Raw genomic sequence first — 16,976 nt, 5'->3', positions numbered from 1 at the left:
CCCTCCGCCCCCTCCCCGCGTGATAGCTTCCCAAGGCCAGTCGAACCCACGTGCGTCCGAGTGAACGCACGAGGTCAGGGAATCCGGTGGGACTCCGGAGCTGACGCGCAGCGGTGAGGGTGACGGGCGGGGCAGCAGGCCACTGGACGGTTCGTCCGGGAAGGCGTCCCGGCTGGACGATCCCGAGTCCGAAGACCTGCTGGCGGCCTCCGGCCGGAGCCCCGGCCCCGGGGGCGCGACCGTACGACCGGGCTTCGCGTACGAGCCCTCGACGCCGAAGGAAGCTCTGTGCGACTCGCACGTCCTGCCGTACTGGCTCTCGTGTCCGCTGTTCTGGTCGCGGGGTGCGCGACCTCGTCCTCGGAGGGGAAGGCCGCGCAAGCCGACGCGGTCACCCTCACCAACTGCGGCCGGAAGGTCACCGTCGACGGTCCGCCCGAGCGCGCGGTCTCCCTCAACCAGGGCACCACGGAGATCATGCTCTCCCTGGGCCTCGCGGACCGCATGGTGGGGACGGCGACCTGGACGGACCCGGTGTCCAAGAGCCTGGAGAAGGAGAACGCGAAGGTCGAGCGCCTCGCGGACAACGCGCCCTCGCTGGAGAGGGTCCTGGACGCGGAACCGGACTTCGTGGCGGCCTCGTTCGCGTCGACGCTGGGCAAGGGCGGCGTGGCCCCGAGGGAACAGTTCGAGAAGCTGGGCGTGCCGACGTACCTGTCCCCCTCGGACTGCGTCGGCAAGGACAACGAAGGGGACGGCGACGGCGCCCGCACGCAGCCGCTGTCGATCGACACGGTGTACGGCGAAGTCCTGGACCTGGCAAGGATCTTCGGCGTCGAGGAGCGCGGCGAGAAGCTGGTCGCGGACCTCAAAACACGCGTACAGAAGGCGACTTCGGGTCTGAAGGCCCAGGACGTCACCCTGCTCTACTGGTTCGCGAACTCCCAGTCCCCCTATCTCGCGGGCTGTTGCGGAGCCCCCGGTGTCATCACCCGCGCGCTGGGCGCGAAGAACGTCTTCGACGACACCAAGGACGAATGGCCGCAGGTGAGTTGGGAGACGGTCGCGGACCGGGACCCGGCGGTCCTGGTGATCGGCGACCTCACGCGCAAGCAGCAGACGGCGGAGACGGCCGCGAAGAAGATCGGGTTCCTGGAGTCGAACCCGGTCACGAAGAACATGACGGCGGTGAAGAACAAGCGGTACGTCCTGCTGTCGGGCCAGGCCATGAACCCGACGATCCGTACGGTCGAGGGCATCGAGAAGGTCGCGGCGGCGCTGCGGACGTACGGCCTCTCCCGGTGCCCCGCGGCCTCGCGGTGCCCGGCGGCCTCACGACCCGCCGCCTCGTGACCCGCGGTCTCCTGTTCACCGCGGGCGGCCTCGCGCTGCTGGCCGTATCGGTGGCGCTGGCGATCACGATCGGCCCGGCGGACATCGCGGTCGCGGACGTGTGGGCGTCGGTGGCGTCCCACCTCGGCTGGGGCCACACGGAGTTGAGCCCGCTGCGGGACGGCATCGTGTGGAACCTGCGCCTGCCGCGCACGCTCCTCGCGGCGGTGTGCGGCGCCGGGCTCGCGGTGTGCGGCGCGGTGATGCAGTCGCTGCTGCGCAACCCGCTCGCGGACCCCTTCGTCCTCGGCGTCTCCTCGGGCGCCTCGACGGGCGCGGTCGTCATCGTCGTGCTCGGCGCGGGCGGCGGCCTGGTCTCGGTGTCGGGCGGCGCGTTCATCGGGGCGGTGCTGTCGTTCGGTCTGGTGCTGCTGCTGAGCCACACGCTGGGCGGTACGACGGACCGGGTGGTCCTCGCGGGGGTCGCGGCGATGCAGCTGTTCTCGGCGCTGACGTCGTTCATCGTGATGACGGCGGCGGACGCGGAGACCACGAGGGGCATCCTGTTCTGGCTGCTGGGTTCGCTGAGCGGCGCGGACTGGTCGGACGTCGCCGTCGGTACGGCGGTCCTCGCTGCGGCGCTGCTGGTCTGCGTCGGCCAGGCGCGCACGCTGGACGCGTTCGCGTTCGGGCAGGACGCGGCGATGTCGCTGGGCGTCTCGGTGGCCCGTACCCGTCTGATCCTGCTCTGTACGACGGCCCTGCTGACGGCGGCCCTGGTCAGTTCGGCGGGTGCGATCGGCTTCGTCGGCCTGGTCCTCCCGCACGCGACGCGCGCCCTGACCGGCCCCGGCCACACCCGCCTCCTCCCGGCGACGGCGCTGACGGGCGCGGTGTTCCTGGTGTGGGTCGACACGCTGGCCCGCACGGTGCTGTCCCCGCAGGAGGTCCCGGTGGGCGTCGTGACGTCCCTGATCGGGGTCCCGGCGTTCGTGGCGGTGCTGTACCGGACGAAGGGCGCACGATGACCGACACGGCGACGGACAAAGAGACTTACGACGGTTTGCGCGCGGACCGCGTGACCCGCACGGCCGCCGGCACCCTGATCCTCGACGGCGTCACCCTCGCCCCCCGCCCCGGCCGGGTGACCGGCCTCCTCGGCCCGAACGGCTCCGGCAAGTCCACGCTCCTGCGCGTCCTCGCGGGTGTCCTCGCCCCCGACTCCGGCACGGTCACCCTGGACGGCCGCCCGCTCCCCGAGGTGGGCCGCAGGGGCATCGCCCGCCGGGTCGCCGTCGTCGAGCAACAGGCGGACACCCAGGTCGCGTTGACGGTCGTGGACGTCGTACGCCTCGGCCGCGTCCCGCACCGCCGCGCGTGGACGCCGGCCGCGCCGGGCGACGAGGACGCGGTGCGTACGGCGCTGGAGCGCACCGGCCTCACCGACAAGGCGGACCGCCCCTGGCACTCCCTGTCGGGCGGTGAACGCCAGCGCGTGCACATCGCCCGCGCGCTCGCGCAGGACCCCCGCGAACTCCTCCTCGACGAACCCACCAACCACCTGGACATCCAGCACCAGTTGGCGCTGCTGACCCTGATCACGGAGCTGAAGGTCACGACGGTCGTCGCCCTGCACGACCTCAACCTCGCGGCGATGTACTGCGACCGCCTCGCCGTCCTCAGGCAGGGCCGCGTCGTCGCGGCCGGCACGCCCCGCGAGGTCCTGACGGAGTCGCTCGTGGCGGACGTGTACGGCGTGCGCGCCGCCGTGACCGACGAGGCGCCGGACGGCCGCCCGCACATCCGCTTCCTCGGCCCGGTGTGAGCGGGGCGCACGCGCTGCGGTCACCGCGGACCCGCGCCGGACCCGGCGTGCGCGCCCGCGTCGCTCCCCTGTGCCGCCGCGCGCTCTGCCGCCGCCGGGCGGCGCTGTGCTGAGGTCTTCGACGAGAGACACACAGTCGGCCGAGTCTGGGAGTCGCCGTGGTGAGCGATCGGATGGTGGTCCACGCCTTCGCCGGGCAGGGGGATTTCACGCTGGCACCGCTGCTGAGAGCGCTGGACGCGCAGGACGTCGTGGAGGAGGCGCTGGAGGAGGTCGCGGCCGAAGGGGACCCGGTGGCCGGGGAGTTCGGGGTGGCGCCGGTCGTCTCCCGGCTGCTGAGCGGGGAGTTGAGGAGTTCGCGGGAGCTGGCGGACGGCCCGGTGGGGACGCCGCAGTACGCGCTGTTCGCCTGCTCCGTCGCCGTGCACCGGGCGCTGTGCCGCTCGGGGCTCGCCCCGGACCGGGTCGTCGGGATGAGCTTCGGCGACATCGCGGCCTGTGTCGCGGCGGGCGTCCTGGACGTCGCGGACGGCACCCGCATCGCCTGTCTGGTGGCCCGCGCCCTGACCGGCCACCCCGGCGGCATGCTCCTGGTCGAACCCCCGGTGACAGACGGCGACCCGGAGGCCGAGGCGCACCGTCTCCTCGCCGCCCTGAACCTGCCCGGCCTGGCGCTGGCCTGCGTCAACGACGACCGCCGCGTCATCCTCACCGGCCCGCCGGACGCGGTGACCCGCGCCGAGCAGCTCCTGCTGGGCCTGGCCCTGCCGGTCGTCCGCCTGCGGCTGCCGTTCCTGTGCCACCACCCCGAACTGGAGGACGACGCCCGGCAGTTCGTCGAGGCGATCCGGGACGTCCGGGTCGAGGTGGCCCGACTCCCGCTCTACTCCTCCCTGTTGGGCAGGGCGTACCGCCCGGACGACGACGTGCGCGAGGTCCTGTCGTACGGCCTGACGCGGCCCGCCCGGCTGCCGGGGGTGCTGCGGCAGTCGGTGGAGGGCGGTCCGGCGATGCTGCTGGAGGCCGGTACGGGGAGCGCGCTGACGCGCAGCGCGCGGGAGTTGTTCGCGGAGGGGGATGTGGCGACGGTGGACGGGTTCGCGTGGGTCACGGGGGTGCCGCATGGCCGGTGAGCGTGACGTGGCGTCAGATCTGCTGCGGTGCACGGCGGTTCTGGGAGACGCCGGGCAACTCCTGGGCGACATCGACCGGTTGGCCGAGGTGCAGGCCGAGGCGGCGGTCCGGCGGCCCGCGTTGTACATGGCGCTGGTCAACCACTACGTCCTGTGCCTCAACGCGGTCGTCAGCTTCGGCATGGACGACGCCTGTCTCAAGCCGTACCGGGCGGCGCTGGAGGGGGGCGTGGCCAAGGGCGTGTTCCTGGTGACGGAGGTGGGGCGTGCGGGCAGTCACCTCGGGGCCCGGACGACCGCCGTATTCGACTTCACGACCCGGGAGTTCGTGCTGGACACACCGGACGCGGACGCCCTCAAGTTCTCCAGCGTGACCCCCGACGGGCCGCCGACGTACGGCGCGGTCGTCGCGCGGGCCGTGGTCGAGGGGGTGGACCGGGGGACGTTCGTGTTCCTCGTCGACCTCACCGACGGCGAGCGGGCCGCGCCGGGGGTGGAGATCTCGGGGCCGCTGACGGCGAGCGCGCTGCCGCTGGCGTACGGGCTGATCCGGTTCCGGAACTGCCGGGTGCCGTACGGGCGTTGGTTGTCGGACGGGGCGTGGATCGATTCGGACGGCCGGTTCACCGACCCCTCGGGCTCGCCCGGCGCGCGGCTGCGGCGGACCATGTCCGTCGGGCAGGCGCTGTGGGCGACGGTTCCCTCCGCGATGGCCGCGATGGCCCGGCGGGCGGCGATCGTCTCGCTCCGGTTCGCGCAGCGGCGTACGACTCCGTCGGGGGCGCCGCTGCTGGAGCATCTCACGCATCAGCGGGCCCTGTTGGGGGCGTTGTCGGGGGCGTACGCGCTCACGTGTGCGGCGGACGCGGCGCTCGCGGCGTGGCGGCGCAGGGCGTCGGGCTCGGCCGCGCCGCAGGCCGCGCTCTCGCCCTGGGTCGCCGTCGACGCGTCGCTCGCGCTGCTGAAGGCCGTGTCGACGGAGGAGGCGGTACGGGTCGTCGAGGTGTGCCGGCGGCACTGCGGACTCGCCGGGTTCCTCGACGTCAACCTGTTGGAGGGGTATCTCGGGGCGGCGCAGGCGTTCACCGTGGCGGGCGGGGACAACGCGCTGATCTTCGTGGACACGGGGCGGGCCGGGCTCGGCGGGGGTGGTGAAGAGCCGGTGATTCCAACGGAGTCGACGGACCCGCGGTGGTGGCCGGGCGTGGCCCGCAGGCACGAACTCCGGCTCGCCGCCGACGCCGTGCCCGGGGACCTCGTACGCCTCAAGGAACTCGGCGAGGCAACGGCGGCTTCGCTGATGGCACGCGCGCTCACCGCTCACCCCCTCGCCGTCCTGTACGGCCTCCTCCAGGCCGACCGCACGGCGGGCCGCCTGGTTGCGACCGGCGTGCTCGGCCCGGACGACGTCCGCGCGCTCCCGACGGCGATCGACCGGCTGTGCGAGGAGCTGATGCCTCGACTACCCGACCTGATCGACGAGTTCGACACCGAGGATGCCGCTCCCCCGCTCGGCACCCCCGACTACGCCACCGCCCTCTGGGATCACTTCGCGAACTCGTTCGCGCGAGGCTCCCGCACCACCACGTCGCAGGGGAACTCCACTCTGAGCAGCACCTCCTTCAGCCGCCGGGTCACCTGATCGCGGATCGTCTGGCTGGCCTCCCGCGCGGTGACGTGCAGCCGGTACCGCTGCCTGCCGATCCCCCCACGGCCGGCGGCGGCCTGCACGATCTCGGTCCGTACGTGCAGCACCCCGGGCAGCGCGCCCACCAACTCCCGTACCCAGCGCAGCGATACGCGGTCCCCGTTGATGACGACGAAGTCGGCGATGCGCCCGCAGAAGAAGAGGTGTCCGCTCTCGTCGACCCGGAAGACGTCCCCCGTGGCGACGGTGTCGGCCGCGACCAGCCCCCGCCGCCCGGCGGCCCCGTGGCCCACGCGCCGGACCATCGCGCTCGGCGTCGTGACGAGGAGTTCGCCTCTGACGCCCTCGCCGCGCACGGCGACCTCGACGCCGGGCAGGGGGAGGCCGACGGAGGTGTAGCGCTCGGGGGGTGCGCGGTGCGCGGCGAGGGTGGAGACGCGCGGGCCCGCCTCGGTGAGGCCGTACGTCAGGTACAGCTCGCCGCCCCGGTGCCGGGCCAGGAGTTCCTTGACGTGGGTGGCCTCCAGGGAGTCGCCGCCGACGGTCAACACGCGTAAGGAGGAGGGGAGTTCGTACGTGTCGTCGAGGAACGAGCGGACCAGGGACGGCGACAGGGAGGACACGGTCACGCCGTGCCGGCGCAGGCCCTCCCGGTAGGCGCCGGGCGCGAACGGGGGCCCGCTGAGCACGAGCCGTGCGCCGGTCGCGACCCCGGCGAGGGCCTGCGCGACCAGCGCGAAGGAGTAGTGCAGGGGCAGGTTGAGCCAGACGGTGTCGTTGCCGCGCAGCCCGATCGCGCCCGCGTGCCGGCGCGCGTTGTCGAAGAGCGCGGCGACCCGGTGCAGGCAGCCGCCGGCCGTCCCGGAGGTCGCGGAGGTCATGACGATCGCCTGGCCGGGTTCGTAGGCGCGCGGGTGGGCGGTGGCTATGCGGCGTACGACGAGGTCGGGGGCGGTCGTCGCGAGGGCGGCGGCGCCGAGCGCGTCGGCGATGATGCGGCGCCGGTGCTCGGGGCAGACGCGGGGCAGCAGGACGGGCACGAGGCCCGCGTAGTGGGCGGCGAGGAACGCGGTGAGCTGGGTGTGCGGGTCGGGGACGGCGATGAGGACCGGGCTGCCGGGCGGGAGCGCGGCGGCTGCGAACGCCTCCCGCACGTCCGCGAGCCGCCGCCGGCGCACCGGCTGCCCGGCGTCGGTGTCGACCCGGTCGGCGAGATAGGCGGCCACCTGGTCCTCGGGCGGGACGAGCGTGAGGATGCTCAACGTCAACTGCCTTTCGTGGTCGGCATGGTGAGACGCAGCAGTCGTACGTACGCGGGGACGCATCCGCCGGGAAACTCCAAGGGCCGCCCGACGGGCAGGAAATGGGGGGGGGAGGGAGAGATCGTCTCCAAGTCAAACCACCTGCTCGCCGCATGTAAAGGACGCACGGTCGGCATTGCGGCGCGCGCGGACGTCCCTGCGACCCCGGCCCGCCGCGGGCGCCCCGGTGGGTGCGCCCCCGGCTCGTGGCGGGAGCGGCGTGAGCCGTACTGCTTCGCGTGTGCCTCGCACGCCGCCGGGGTGCTGTGCGAGAACGAGGGGGCGGCGCCGGGCAGGTCGCCCCACCGGCTCCCCGGCGCCGTCCGGAAGCTCCCCCGCTCGCGGAGCCCTCTCTTCGGGACGTCCCCTTCTGCGGGAACTCCCCTCTTCGGAAGGCTGTTTGATGAACGCCCCCATAGGCATCATCGGCACCGGCTCCTACCTCCCCGCCCGCCGCCGCACGAACGCCGAGGTCGCCGAGCTGGCCGGAGTCTCGGCGGAGTGGATCGCCGGCCGAACCGGTGTCCTCGCCCGCCACTCCGCCGCCCCCGACGAGGCGGCCTCCGATATGGGCGCGGCGGCTCTCAAGTCCGCGCTCGCGGCGGCCGACCTGGAGGCCGAGCGGCTCGACCTGATCGTCGTCGCCACCTCCACGCCGGACGAGCTGGGCCCCGCGACGGCCTGCCGGGTCCAGGCCCTCACCGGCGCCCGGCACGCCGTCGCGCTGGACGTCACGGCGGCCTGCTCGGGCTGGCTGTTCGGCGCCCGGGTGGCCTGCGACTGGCTGGCCGGCGACCGTTCGGCACGGTACGCGGCGGTCGTCGGCGTGGAGGCGTACTCCAAGTTCGTCGATCCCACCGACCGCGCCACCGCCTCCCTCTTCGGGGACGGCGCGGCGGCGACGCTCCTGGGTCCGGTCGCCGAGGGCCAGGGTTTCGGGGCGTTCACGCTCGGCTCGGACGGCCGGTACGCCGACCACGCGATGATCGCGGCGGGCGGCAGCCGGCTCCCCTCGCCCCTGGCGGCCCAGCGGATCACCATGAACGGCAAGGGAGTTCGCGACTTCATCCTCGACGTGTTCCCCCGCATGCTCGCGCACGCGCTCGGCCAGGGCCGGGTCACCCTGGACGACGTGGCCCTGGTCGTCACCCATCAGCCGAACCCGGTCCTGCTCCAACGGGCGGCCCGCGAGATGGGTGTGACGGATCGTCAACTCGTCGTCGTGGGGCACGAGGTGGGCAACATCGGCGCGGCGAACATCCCTTACGCGCTGGCGAAGGCGTCCTCCGAGGGGCGGCTGCACGCGGGCGACCTGGTCGTCATCATCGCGTTCGGCGGCGGGGTGACCTGGGGGACGACGCTGCTGCGCTGGACGGGAGCCTCGGCCGTACGGGTCGCGCCGAGCGTCGCCACCCACCTCCAACTGCACTGACTTTACGAACCCTTGACGTACACCCGCGCACTGGCCACACTCCGGGGAAAGCGCTTTCCACCCGCACTTCTCCCACCCCACAGGAGACGACCATGCGCAGACTCGGAGTCGCCGCGTCGACCCTCGCCCTCCTCACGAGCGGCATCCTGTTCACGCACTCCCCCACCGCCTCGGCGGCGGCCTGCGGCGAGGGTTCGTACCAGGCGGAGGCCGTCCTGAGCGGCTCCACCTGGACGGCCCGGCGCGGCAGTTCGGTCAGCTACACCGGTACGGACATGCGGGCCGCGATGCAGGCCGCCGTCAACAGCCTGACGGCGAACCGGACGTCGAAGGAGCGCGTCGTCGTCCGGGGGTCGGGGAACATCGCCGCGAACTCCCGTGTCTCCCTGCCCAGTTACACCGTCCTCGACGTGTGCGGCACGATCAACGTCACCGGCGGCGGCTCGGGCGACCAGGCGCCGGTGTACTCGCGCGGCACCCGCGACATCGAGATCCAGCACCTCAGCCTCACCGGGTCCCCGCTGTACGGGATCTTCCTTCGCAACGTGCAGAACGTGGTCCTCGGCCAGCTCGACATGCGCCTGTCGGCCGGGCTCGGCGTCCGCATCGACAACCGGGGCAACACCGCCGAGTGGACCCGCAACGTGCGGATCGACAACGTCTTCGTGTCCGGCGCGTCCAGCCACGCCGTCGAGACGTACGGCGTGGACGGGCTGACCGTCGGCACGGTCACCGCACGCAACGTCGGCGAGTCCGGGCTGCTGCTCAACCAGACCATCAACGCGAACGTCACGAAGGTCGACGCGGACGGCGCGGGCACCGGGACCGGGTACGCGGCGTTCCGGATGGCCAACCGCAACGGGCGCATCGGCAGCTCCTACCCGACGAACATCCGGGTCGGCGAGGTCGTCGCGCGCGGGGGCGGGCGCGGTGTGTTCTGCGTGTCGGAGAGCGGGGGCGCGGTCATCGACCGGATCAGCCTGACGAACACCGGCAACAACGCCGTCCTCATCGAGAACTGCTACAACGTCAACCTCGCGGCGCAGAGCGGGACGGTCTCCGGGGGCGGCGAGATCCGCCTCGCCGCCCGGTCGGAGTTCCCGAACAACGCCGACATCGTCGTACAGAACCTGACGGTGACGAACTCGCGGATCACCGAGAATCCGTGCGGGACGAACACGACGTTCCGTAACAACCGGCTGGTGAACAGTACGCAGAACATCTGCTAGCCGGGTTGTCCGGTCCCCGCCTGCGGGGTCGGGGCGGGGTGGGCGCGGCTGAGGGCCTCGCCCTCCACGTCGAGGTGCGGCAGGAGGCGGTCGAGCCACTTCGGGAGCCAGGCGACCTTGTCGCCGAGGAGGGCGAGGACGCCGGGGACGAAGGCCATGCGGACGACGAACGCGTCGAAGAGGACGGCGACGGCGAGCCCGAAGCCGATCATCTTGATCATGGACTCGTCGGCGGTGACGAACCCGGCGAACACCGAGATCATGATGAGCGCGGCGGCGGCCACGACCCGGGCGCTGTAGCGGAAGCCGGTGGTGATGGACTCGCCGGCGCCCTGGCCGTGGACGTACGCCTCGCGGATGCGGGAGACGAGGAACACCTCGTAGTCCATGGCCAGGCCGAAGACGATGCCGACGAGGAAGATCGGCATCATGCTCATGATCGGGCCGGTGGACTCGACGCCGAGGAGCGAGGCGCCCCAGCCCCACTGGAAGACGGCGACGACGCAGCCGAGCGCGGCGAGCACCGAGAGCAGGAAGCCCACCGCCGCCTTCAGCGGGATGAAGATCGACCGGAAGACCATCAGCAGCAGGACGACCGCGAGCCCGACCACGACGACCAGGTACGGGATCAGGGCCCGCTGGACCTTCTGGGCGACGTCGATGTTGAGCGCGGTCGAGCCGGTGACCTCGAAGGTCGCGCCGGTCCCGGCGACCGTCCGCGAGCGGTGGTCGCGGATGGTGTGGACGAGGTCCTCGGTCTTCTTGTCGGTCGGCGACCAGGCGGAGACGGCGGAGAAGACGGCCGTGTCACCGGCCTTGTCGAAACGGGGTTCGGTGACCGAGACGACGCCCTTCGTCCCCTTGACCCGGTTCTCGATGGTGGTGACGGCCGCCTTCGCGTCGCCCGCCTTCTTCGCGTCGACGACGATCGTCAGGGGGCCGTTGAAGCCGGGGCCGAAGCCCCTCGCGAGGTCGTCGTAGGCACGGCGTTCGCTCGTCGCGGTCGACTTGACCTCGTCGCCGGGCATGCCGAGCTGGAGGCTCAGCACGGGGATCGCCAGCACGATCAGGCTGCACATCGCGGTGAACCGGACCGGGAAGGGGTGGCGCTGCACGAACTCCGCCCACCGGCTGCCCCGGTTGCCGAACACGCCCTGCACGCGCCGCCCGGTGAGCCGGTAGCGGCGCGAGAGCACGGCGCGCGGCCAGAACCCGATCAGCGCCGGGGTCATCGTCAGGCAGACCAGGACGGCGAGGACGACCGCGCCCGCCGCGCACAGGCCCATCTTCGTGAGCATCGGGATGCCGACGACGGACAGGCCGGCCAGCGCGATGACGACCGTGAGGCCCGCGAAGACGACGGCGGAACCGGCGGTGCCGACGGCGAGGCCCGCCGCGTCCTGTTCGGTGTGGCCGTTGGCGCGTTCCTCCCGGTAGCGGGAGAGGACGAACAGGGCGTAGTCGATGCCGCAGGCCAGGCCCAGCATCGAGGCCAGCGTGCTGCTCGTCGAGGTGAGGCCGAGGGGGTCGGCCAGGGTGGTGATCGCGGTCATGCTGACCCCGACGCCGAGTACGGCCGTGAGCAGCGGGAGACCGGCGGCGGCCAGCGAGCCGAAGGTGACCAGGAGGACGACGGCGGCGACGACGATGCCGATGACCTCGCCGGCGCCGCCCGGGCTCGGGGAGTCCGCGAGGGCCGTGCCGCCGGTCTCGACGGTCAGGCCCGCGTCCCGCGCGCCCTGCGCCGCGCCGCGCAGGGTGTCCTTCGCGGCGTCCGTGAGGTCGTCGGCGGCGACCGTGTAGGTGACCGTCGCGTACGCCGTCGAGCCGTCCTCGCTGACGGCTCCCGCCGTGAAGGGGCCCACCGCCGAGGCGACCTGCTGTCCGGCCGCCGCCCGGGTGACGGCCTGGTCGATCGCCGCCCGGTTCCGCGCCGACGTGACCTTCTCGCCCTTCGGGGCCACGAAGACGACGCGTGCGGTCGCGCCGTTCGCCTGGGCGCCGGGGAACCTCTCGTCCATCAGGTCGAAGGCGCGCTGCGCCTCGATGCCGGGGGCGGAGAACGCGGTGTCCGGGGCCTCGGGCGCCTGCGCCGACGCCACGCCGAGGCCCACCAGCACCAGGATCCAGAGGCCCGCGACGTACCAGCGCCGTCGGAACGCGAGTCTGCCCAGGCGGTAGAGCGACGAGGCCATGCGGAACGCTCCTCACGTGCGGCCCCCGGGCTCACAGTGTCGGGCAGCCCCCCGCGCCCCGCATGTCGTCATCCGGGGGTCGGTGTGCCGGTGCGCCGCACGTGACAGGCAGGATGGGCCCATGAGCGTAGTCAAGATCAACGTACTGACGGTCCCCGCGGAGCAGCGCGAGACCCTGGAGAAGCGCTTCGCGGGCCGCGCGCACGCCGTGGAGAACTCCGACGGCTTCGAGTGGTTCGAACTCCTGCGCCCGCTGGAGGGCACGGAGGAGTACCTCGTCTACACCCGCTGGCGGGACGAGGAGTCCTTCCAGGCGTGGATGGAGGGCCCGATGAAGCAGGCCCACCAGGGCGGGGCGGGCGGCGAACGCCCGAAGCCGGCGTCGTCGGCGTCGGCCCTGTGGTCCTTCGAGGTGGTCCAGCAGGCGGGGCCGAAGGGCGAGTGACTCCGGGGGCCGGGGGTGCTTTCGGGCGCCTCCGGCTCAAGGGTGCGTTCGCTCTGCGGGTGTTACCGGCTGGCGGGGCCGTACACAAGGGGGTTGGCACCCGGAGGGGTCGGCGGGGCCGCCGGAGTGTCCGGCCGCTGTGCGCTCCCTAGCGTGGGGTCGCGTGACAACTTTCGCCGTACGAACCCGAGTTGCCCTCTGTTCCGCTCTCGCCCTGGCCGCGCTCCCGCTGACCGCGTCGGCGGCCACCGACCCTCTGGCCCGCTTCCACGAGCAGCGTCTCGACTGGAAGAGCTGCGTGACGGGCCCGGACGACGCCACCGGGAAGGAGTTGGAGCGGTCCGGCGCCAAGTGCGCCGACGTCACGGTGCCGTTGGACTACGCGAACCCCGGCGGCCGGACCATCACCGTCGCGATATCGCGCATCCGGGGCACCGACACCGCCCACCGCGTCGGCCCGCTGCTCCTGAACGGCGGCGGCCCGGGCGGGTCCACGATCGGTGACGCGCCGTGGATCCACGGGGAGTTAAAGGGGCTCGCCGGGCGGTACGACGTCGTCGGCGTCGACCCCCGTTTCGTCGGCCGCAGCACGCCGCTGGACTGCAAGTGGCCCACGGGTACGTCCCTCTGGAGCGCCCCGGCGCAGTTCGACGCCGGTTTCGCGCGGAACCTCGCCGCCCTGTGCCGCGAGAACGCCGGGGACGTCCTGCCGTACGCGACGACCCGCGACACTGCCCGCGACATGGACGTGATCCGCGCGGCGCTGGGCGAGCGCAAGGTCTCGTACCTGGGCTACTCGTACGGGAGTTACCTGGGCGAGGTGTACGCGACGATGTTCCCGGCCCGCGTCGAGCGCATGGTCCTGGACGGCGTCATCGACCCGGCCCGCTACTCCCCGCGCCTCCTGCGCGTGGCCGAGCCGGAGAACCGGGCCGCGCTGCGGGACTGGGCGCGGTGGGCGGCGACCCGGCACGCGACGTACGGACTGGGCACCACAACTGGCGCCGTACTCAAGACAGTTGACGGTATCCAGGCGGCGGCGACCCGCGAGCCGCTGACCGTCGGCCCGTACCAGGTCGACGAACGCGTCGTCCCGATGATCCTGCTCACCGGCCTCTCCCAGGACAACGACCGGGCGTACGGCGAACTCGCGCGAGCCGTACGGCACTTGGCGGCGAAGGACACCCCGGCCGACCCGCCCCCGGCGCTGCTGGACGCGCTGAAGTTCATCCTGACCGGCGACGAGTCGTCGTACGGAAGCGCCCAGTCGGCGATCCTCTGCGGTGACGTCCCCACGGAACGCGACCCGGAGGCATACCGGCGCGACATCGAGCGCGGCCGGCTGACGGACCCCCTCCTCGCCCCCATGACCCGCAACATCGGCCCCTGCGCCTTCTGGCCCGCCCCGCGCGAGACCCCGACGGCGGTCCGGGACGACTTCCCGGCGCTCCTCGTGAACGCGACCGGCGATCCGCGCACCACGTACGCGGGCGCGGTGGCCCAGCGCCGCAACTGGCCGTCGTCGCGGCTGATCACCCTGGCCGGGCCGGCGCAGCACGCGGTGTTCGGCGTGTACGGGAACGCCTGCGCGGACGACGGGGTGCGCGCCTACCTGGCGAGCGGGCGCCTTCCGGCCGGGGACGTGACCTGCCGAGCCTGAGCGGACACCTTCACACTCCCCCCACTTTCACTTGAAGTTGGAAGCTCTTTTGGCTGGTACTTTTCGGCCTGATCTATTCGTTCCTCCCACTTCATTCCCCCCGCTTCGTTCCCCCCACAAGGACCCCCATGTCGAGCACCCCCCTGTCCAGCGCGCGTGGGCGTCACCGCAAGCCCCGTGAGATGAACCCGGCGATCCGCCGCGCACTCCTGGTCGCGGCGGTGACCCCGGTCGCCGGCACGATCCTGGCCGGCCCGTCCGCGTTCGCCGCCGACAAGGCCACCGCGACGAAGGCCGGCGCGACGGAGCTCGACCCCGCCGAGCAGAAGATCGCCGACAACCTCACCGCCCGCGTCCAGGACACCCGCCTCGGCACGACGTTCAGCGGTGTCGTCATCGACGCCAAGTCGGACAAGCAGATCTGGAACCACGACGCGGCGACCGCCCTCATGCCCGCCTCCAACGCGAAGCTCGCGACCTCGACCGCCGCGCTGACGGTCCTCGGCCCCGGCCACCGCTTCACCACGAAGGTCGTGTACGGCGACGGCACGCTCACCCTCGTCGGCGGCGGCGACCGCACGCTGACCTCGGCCGACCTCCAGGAACTCGCGAAGACCGCGGCGGCCGGCGTCAAGGCGGCGGGCCTCACCTCCGTCAAGGTCGGCGTCGACGACAGCCTCTTCCCCGAGCCGTCCCTCGCGACCGGCTGGAACGACGGCTACTACCCGGACAACATCGCGCCCGTCCGCGCGCTGGTCGTCGACGGCCACGGCGTCATGGACACCTCGCTCGACGCCGGGCAGGTCTTCGCGAAGCTCCTCACCGAGCAGGGCGTGACCGTCGACGGCGACGTCGCGCACGGCACCGCCGCTCCCACGGACGTGCCGGTCGCCCGCCACACCTCCGGCAAGCTGTCGGAGATCGTCAAGAAGATGCTGAAGACCAGCGACAACAACATCGCCGAGACGCTGCTGCGGATGACCGCGCTCGGCGCCGGCCGCCCGGCCACCTTCGAGGACGGCACGGCCGTCGTCCGCGGCGTCCTCGCCCACCGGTACGGCGTCTCCCTGGAGAACTTCGAGATCCACGACGGCAGCGGGCTCTCCCGCGCCGACAAGATCCCGGCGCGGACCCTCGCGGACATCCTCGACCTCACGACGGACCCGCGCTACCGCCACACCCTCAAGTACATCAAGGACGGGCTCCCCGTCTCCGGCGAGACCGGCGCGACGCTCGGTCCCGAGTGGGGGCGCTTCGACACGCCCGACTCGTCGTGCGCGGCCGGCAAGGTCATGGCCAAGACCGGGACGCTGACCGGGGCCATCGCGCTCAGCGGGTTCACGCAGGCGCAGGACGGGCGGTGGAAGGTGTTCTCGTTCGTCGAGAACAACTCGACCGCCTCGCCGGGGGACATCAAGGACGCGATGGACGGGCTGGCGGCGACCGTGAACGGGTGCTGGGCGTAAGGGAGCTGGGCTTCCAGGAGAGTTCACCGGCGCCGGGTGGCCTTCCGGCTCGGCGCCGGGTGATCTTTTGGCCCGGCGCCAGGGTGGGTACGCTCCGACGCGGTGTTTTCGGCGGTTCTTCCGTACGCCGGAACTTCGCACGCCGGAACTTCGTATGTCGGAACTTCGTATGTCGGAACGGAGACCCCCATGCCCCGCGACACCGCCCGCCGTCGAGTCGCCGTCGTCGGACTCGGCTCCCGCGCCCGGCTGTTCGTGAACGCGCTCGCCGGACCCTACGCGGACCGGTACGAGCTCGCCGGGTTCTGCGACGTCAACTCCCGCCGGATGGCCGTCCACAACGAGTGGCTCGGCCGTTCGGTACCGGCGTACCCCGCGGGGGAGTTCGACGAGATGCTGCGCCGCGAGCGCGTCGACCTCGTCGTGGTGTGCAGCGTCGACCGGACCCACGACGAGTACATCGTGCGGGCGCTCGACGCCGGGTGCGACGTCGTCACCGAGAAGCCGATGACGACCGACGCGGACAAGGCCCGCCGCATCCTCGCGGCCCGCGAACGCACCGGGCGGGACGTCCGCGTCGCCTTCAACTACCGCTACAACCCGGTCCATTCGGCCGTGCGGGAACTCCTCGCGGACGGCGCGGTCGGCGAGGTCGGGTCCGTGCACTTCGAGTGGCTGCTCGACCTGCGGCACGGCGCGGACTACTTCCGGCGCTGGCACCGCGAGAAGGCCAACTCCGGTGGCCTGATGGTCCACAAGGCCACCCACCACTTCGACCTGGTGAACTGGTGGCTGGGCAGCTCACCCGAACTCGTCTACGCGCAGGGCGCGTTGTTCTTCTACGGCTCCGAGGCGGGCCGACGCCGGGGACTGGCCCGGGAGTACGACCGCGCGCACGGCCGGCCGGCCGCCGCTTCCGACCCGTTCGCCCTGCACCTCGCCGACGACCCCGACCTCACGTCCCTCTACCTGGACGCCGAGTCGGAGGACGGCTACCACCGCGACCAGAACGTCTTCGCGCCCGGCGTGACCATCGAGGACGACATGGCGGTCCTCGTCCGGTACGCCTCGGGCACCTCCCTGACCTACCACCTCACCGCGTACGCCCCCTGGGAGGGGTACCGGATCGCCTTCAACGGCAGCGAGGGGCGGCTGGAACTGCTCGTCGAGGAGACGACCTGGACCCCTCGCCGGGTGACCCCCGCCTCGGCCCACGGCGTCGAGGCGAACACCGGCCGTACGGAACTCCTGCTGCGCCGGTCCTGGGAGCGGCCCCGGGAGATCAAGGTGGCGAGCGGGGAGGGCGGGCA

General features: G+C 72.6%; 13 protein-coding genes and 1 riboswitch. Of the genes, 11 read left to right on the top strand and 2 right to left on the bottom strand.

Annotated features, from left to right (window positions below):
* The first annotated feature begins 50 nt into the window (after positions 1-50).
* Positions 51-200, top strand: a riboswitch (cobalamin riboswitch).
* An 88-nt stretch (positions 201-288) separates the two neighbouring features.
* The 5 genes from AOK24_RS20635 to AOK24_RS20615 all read left to right on the top strand — a co-directional run bounded on the left by AOK24_RS20635 (position 289) and on the right by AOK24_RS20615 (position 5,932).
* Complete coding sequence (locus AOK24_RS20635; RefSeq protein WP_055721541.1) at positions 289-1,353, top strand: ABC transporter substrate-binding protein; 1,065 nt, start codon at positions 289-291, stop codon at positions 1,351-1,353.
* The gene (locus tag AOK24_RS20630; RefSeq protein WP_055721543.1) at positions 1,350-2,360 is read left to right on the top strand and encodes a FecCD family ABC transporter permease; all 1,011 of its coding nucleotides are present in this window, start codon (positions 1,350-1,352) and stop codon (positions 2,358-2,360) included. Before AOK24_RS20635 ends, AOK24_RS20630 begins: the two co-directional genes overlap by 4 nt.
* On the top strand, positions 2,357-3,157 hold the full coding sequence (locus tag AOK24_RS20625) for an ABC transporter ATP-binding protein (RefSeq protein WP_055721540.1): 801 nt from the start codon (positions 2,357-2,359) through the stop codon (positions 3,155-3,157). The genes AOK24_RS20630 and AOK24_RS20625 overlap by 4 nt, the downstream gene beginning before the upstream one ends.
* Positions 3,158-3,318: 161 nt before the next feature.
* Positions 3,319-4,290, top strand: a complete 972-nt coding sequence (locus AOK24_RS20620) for an ACP S-malonyltransferase (protein ID WP_240554030.1) — start codon at positions 3,319-3,321, stop codon at positions 4,288-4,290.
* A complete protein-coding gene (locus tag AOK24_RS20615) occupies positions 4,280-5,932 on the top strand; it encodes an acyl-CoA dehydrogenase family protein (RefSeq protein WP_079056907.1) in 1,653 nt (550 codons plus the stop codon). Before AOK24_RS20620 ends, AOK24_RS20615 begins: the two co-directional genes overlap by 11 nt.
* Here AOK24_RS20615 and AOK24_RS20610 read toward each other — a convergent pair.
* The gene (locus AOK24_RS20610) at positions 5,836-7,206 is read right to left on the bottom strand and encodes a class I adenylate-forming enzyme family protein (protein ID WP_055721538.1); all 1,371 of its coding nucleotides are present in this window, start codon (positions 7,204-7,206) and stop codon (positions 5,836-5,838) included. The genes AOK24_RS20615 and AOK24_RS20610 overlap by 97 nt on opposite strands.
* Positions 7,207-7,642: 436 nt before the next feature.
* Here AOK24_RS20610 and AOK24_RS20605 point away from each other — a divergent pair, with 436 nt between their 5' ends.
* Both AOK24_RS20605 and AOK24_RS20600 read left to right on the top strand, forming a co-directional pair.
* Positions 7,643-8,671: a 3-oxoacyl-ACP synthase III family protein gene (locus tag AOK24_RS20605; RefSeq protein WP_055721537.1), complete on the top strand. Its 1,029-nt coding sequence runs from the start codon at positions 7,643-7,645 to the stop codon at positions 8,669-8,671.
* Positions 8,672-8,763: 92 nt separating this feature from the next.
* On the top strand, positions 8,764-9,900 hold the full coding sequence (locus tag AOK24_RS20600; RefSeq protein WP_055721536.1) for a hypothetical protein: 1,137 nt from the start codon (positions 8,764-8,766) through the stop codon (positions 9,898-9,900).
* Here the strand turns inward: AOK24_RS20600 and AOK24_RS20595 are convergent.
* On the bottom strand, positions 9,897-12,095 hold the full coding sequence (locus AOK24_RS20595) for an MMPL family transporter (RefSeq protein WP_055721535.1): 2,199 nt from the start codon (positions 12,093-12,095) through the stop codon (positions 9,897-9,899). The genes AOK24_RS20600 and AOK24_RS20595 overlap by 4 nt on opposite strands.
* Positions 12,096-12,216: 121 nt before the next feature.
* Between AOK24_RS20595 and AOK24_RS20590 the strand changes: the two genes are divergently transcribed.
* The 4 genes from AOK24_RS20590 to AOK24_RS20575 all read left to right on the top strand — a co-directional run.
* Positions 12,217-12,540 (top strand): antibiotic biosynthesis monooxygenase family protein, encoded by a 324-nt coding sequence (locus tag AOK24_RS20590; RefSeq protein ID WP_055721534.1) that lies wholly within the window; start codon positions 12,217-12,219, stop codon positions 12,538-12,540.
* Positions 12,541-12,703: 163 nt separating this feature from the next.
* Positions 12,704-14,200: an alpha/beta hydrolase gene (locus AOK24_RS20585; protein ID WP_240554028.1), complete on the top strand. Its 1,497-nt coding sequence runs from the start codon at positions 12,704-12,706 to the stop codon at positions 14,198-14,200.
* A 128-nt stretch (positions 14,201-14,328) separates the two neighbouring features.
* Positions 14,329-15,666 carry a D-alanyl-D-alanine carboxypeptidase/D-alanyl-D-alanine endopeptidase gene (gene dacB, locus AOK24_RS20580; RefSeq protein ID WP_055721532.1) on the top strand — a complete coding sequence of 446 codons (1,338 nt, stop codon included), beginning with the start codon at positions 14,329-14,331 and terminating at the stop codon, positions 15,664-15,666.
* Between the two features lie 189 nt (positions 15,667-15,855).
* Positions 15,856-16,976, top strand: a 1,121-nt coding sequence (locus tag AOK24_RS20575) for a Gfo/Idh/MocA family protein (protein WP_055721531.1), incomplete at its 3' end; no start/stop codon positions are given.

The sequence above is a fragment of the Streptomyces niveiscabiei genome (assembly GCF_001419795.1).
In the GTDB taxonomy this organism is placed as follows: domain Bacteria; phylum Actinomycetota; class Actinomycetes; order Streptomycetales; family Streptomycetaceae; genus Streptomyces; species Streptomyces niveiscabiei.
Note: the sequence above shows the minus strand (reverse complement) of the source record. Positions and strands in the feature narration are given on the sequence as shown.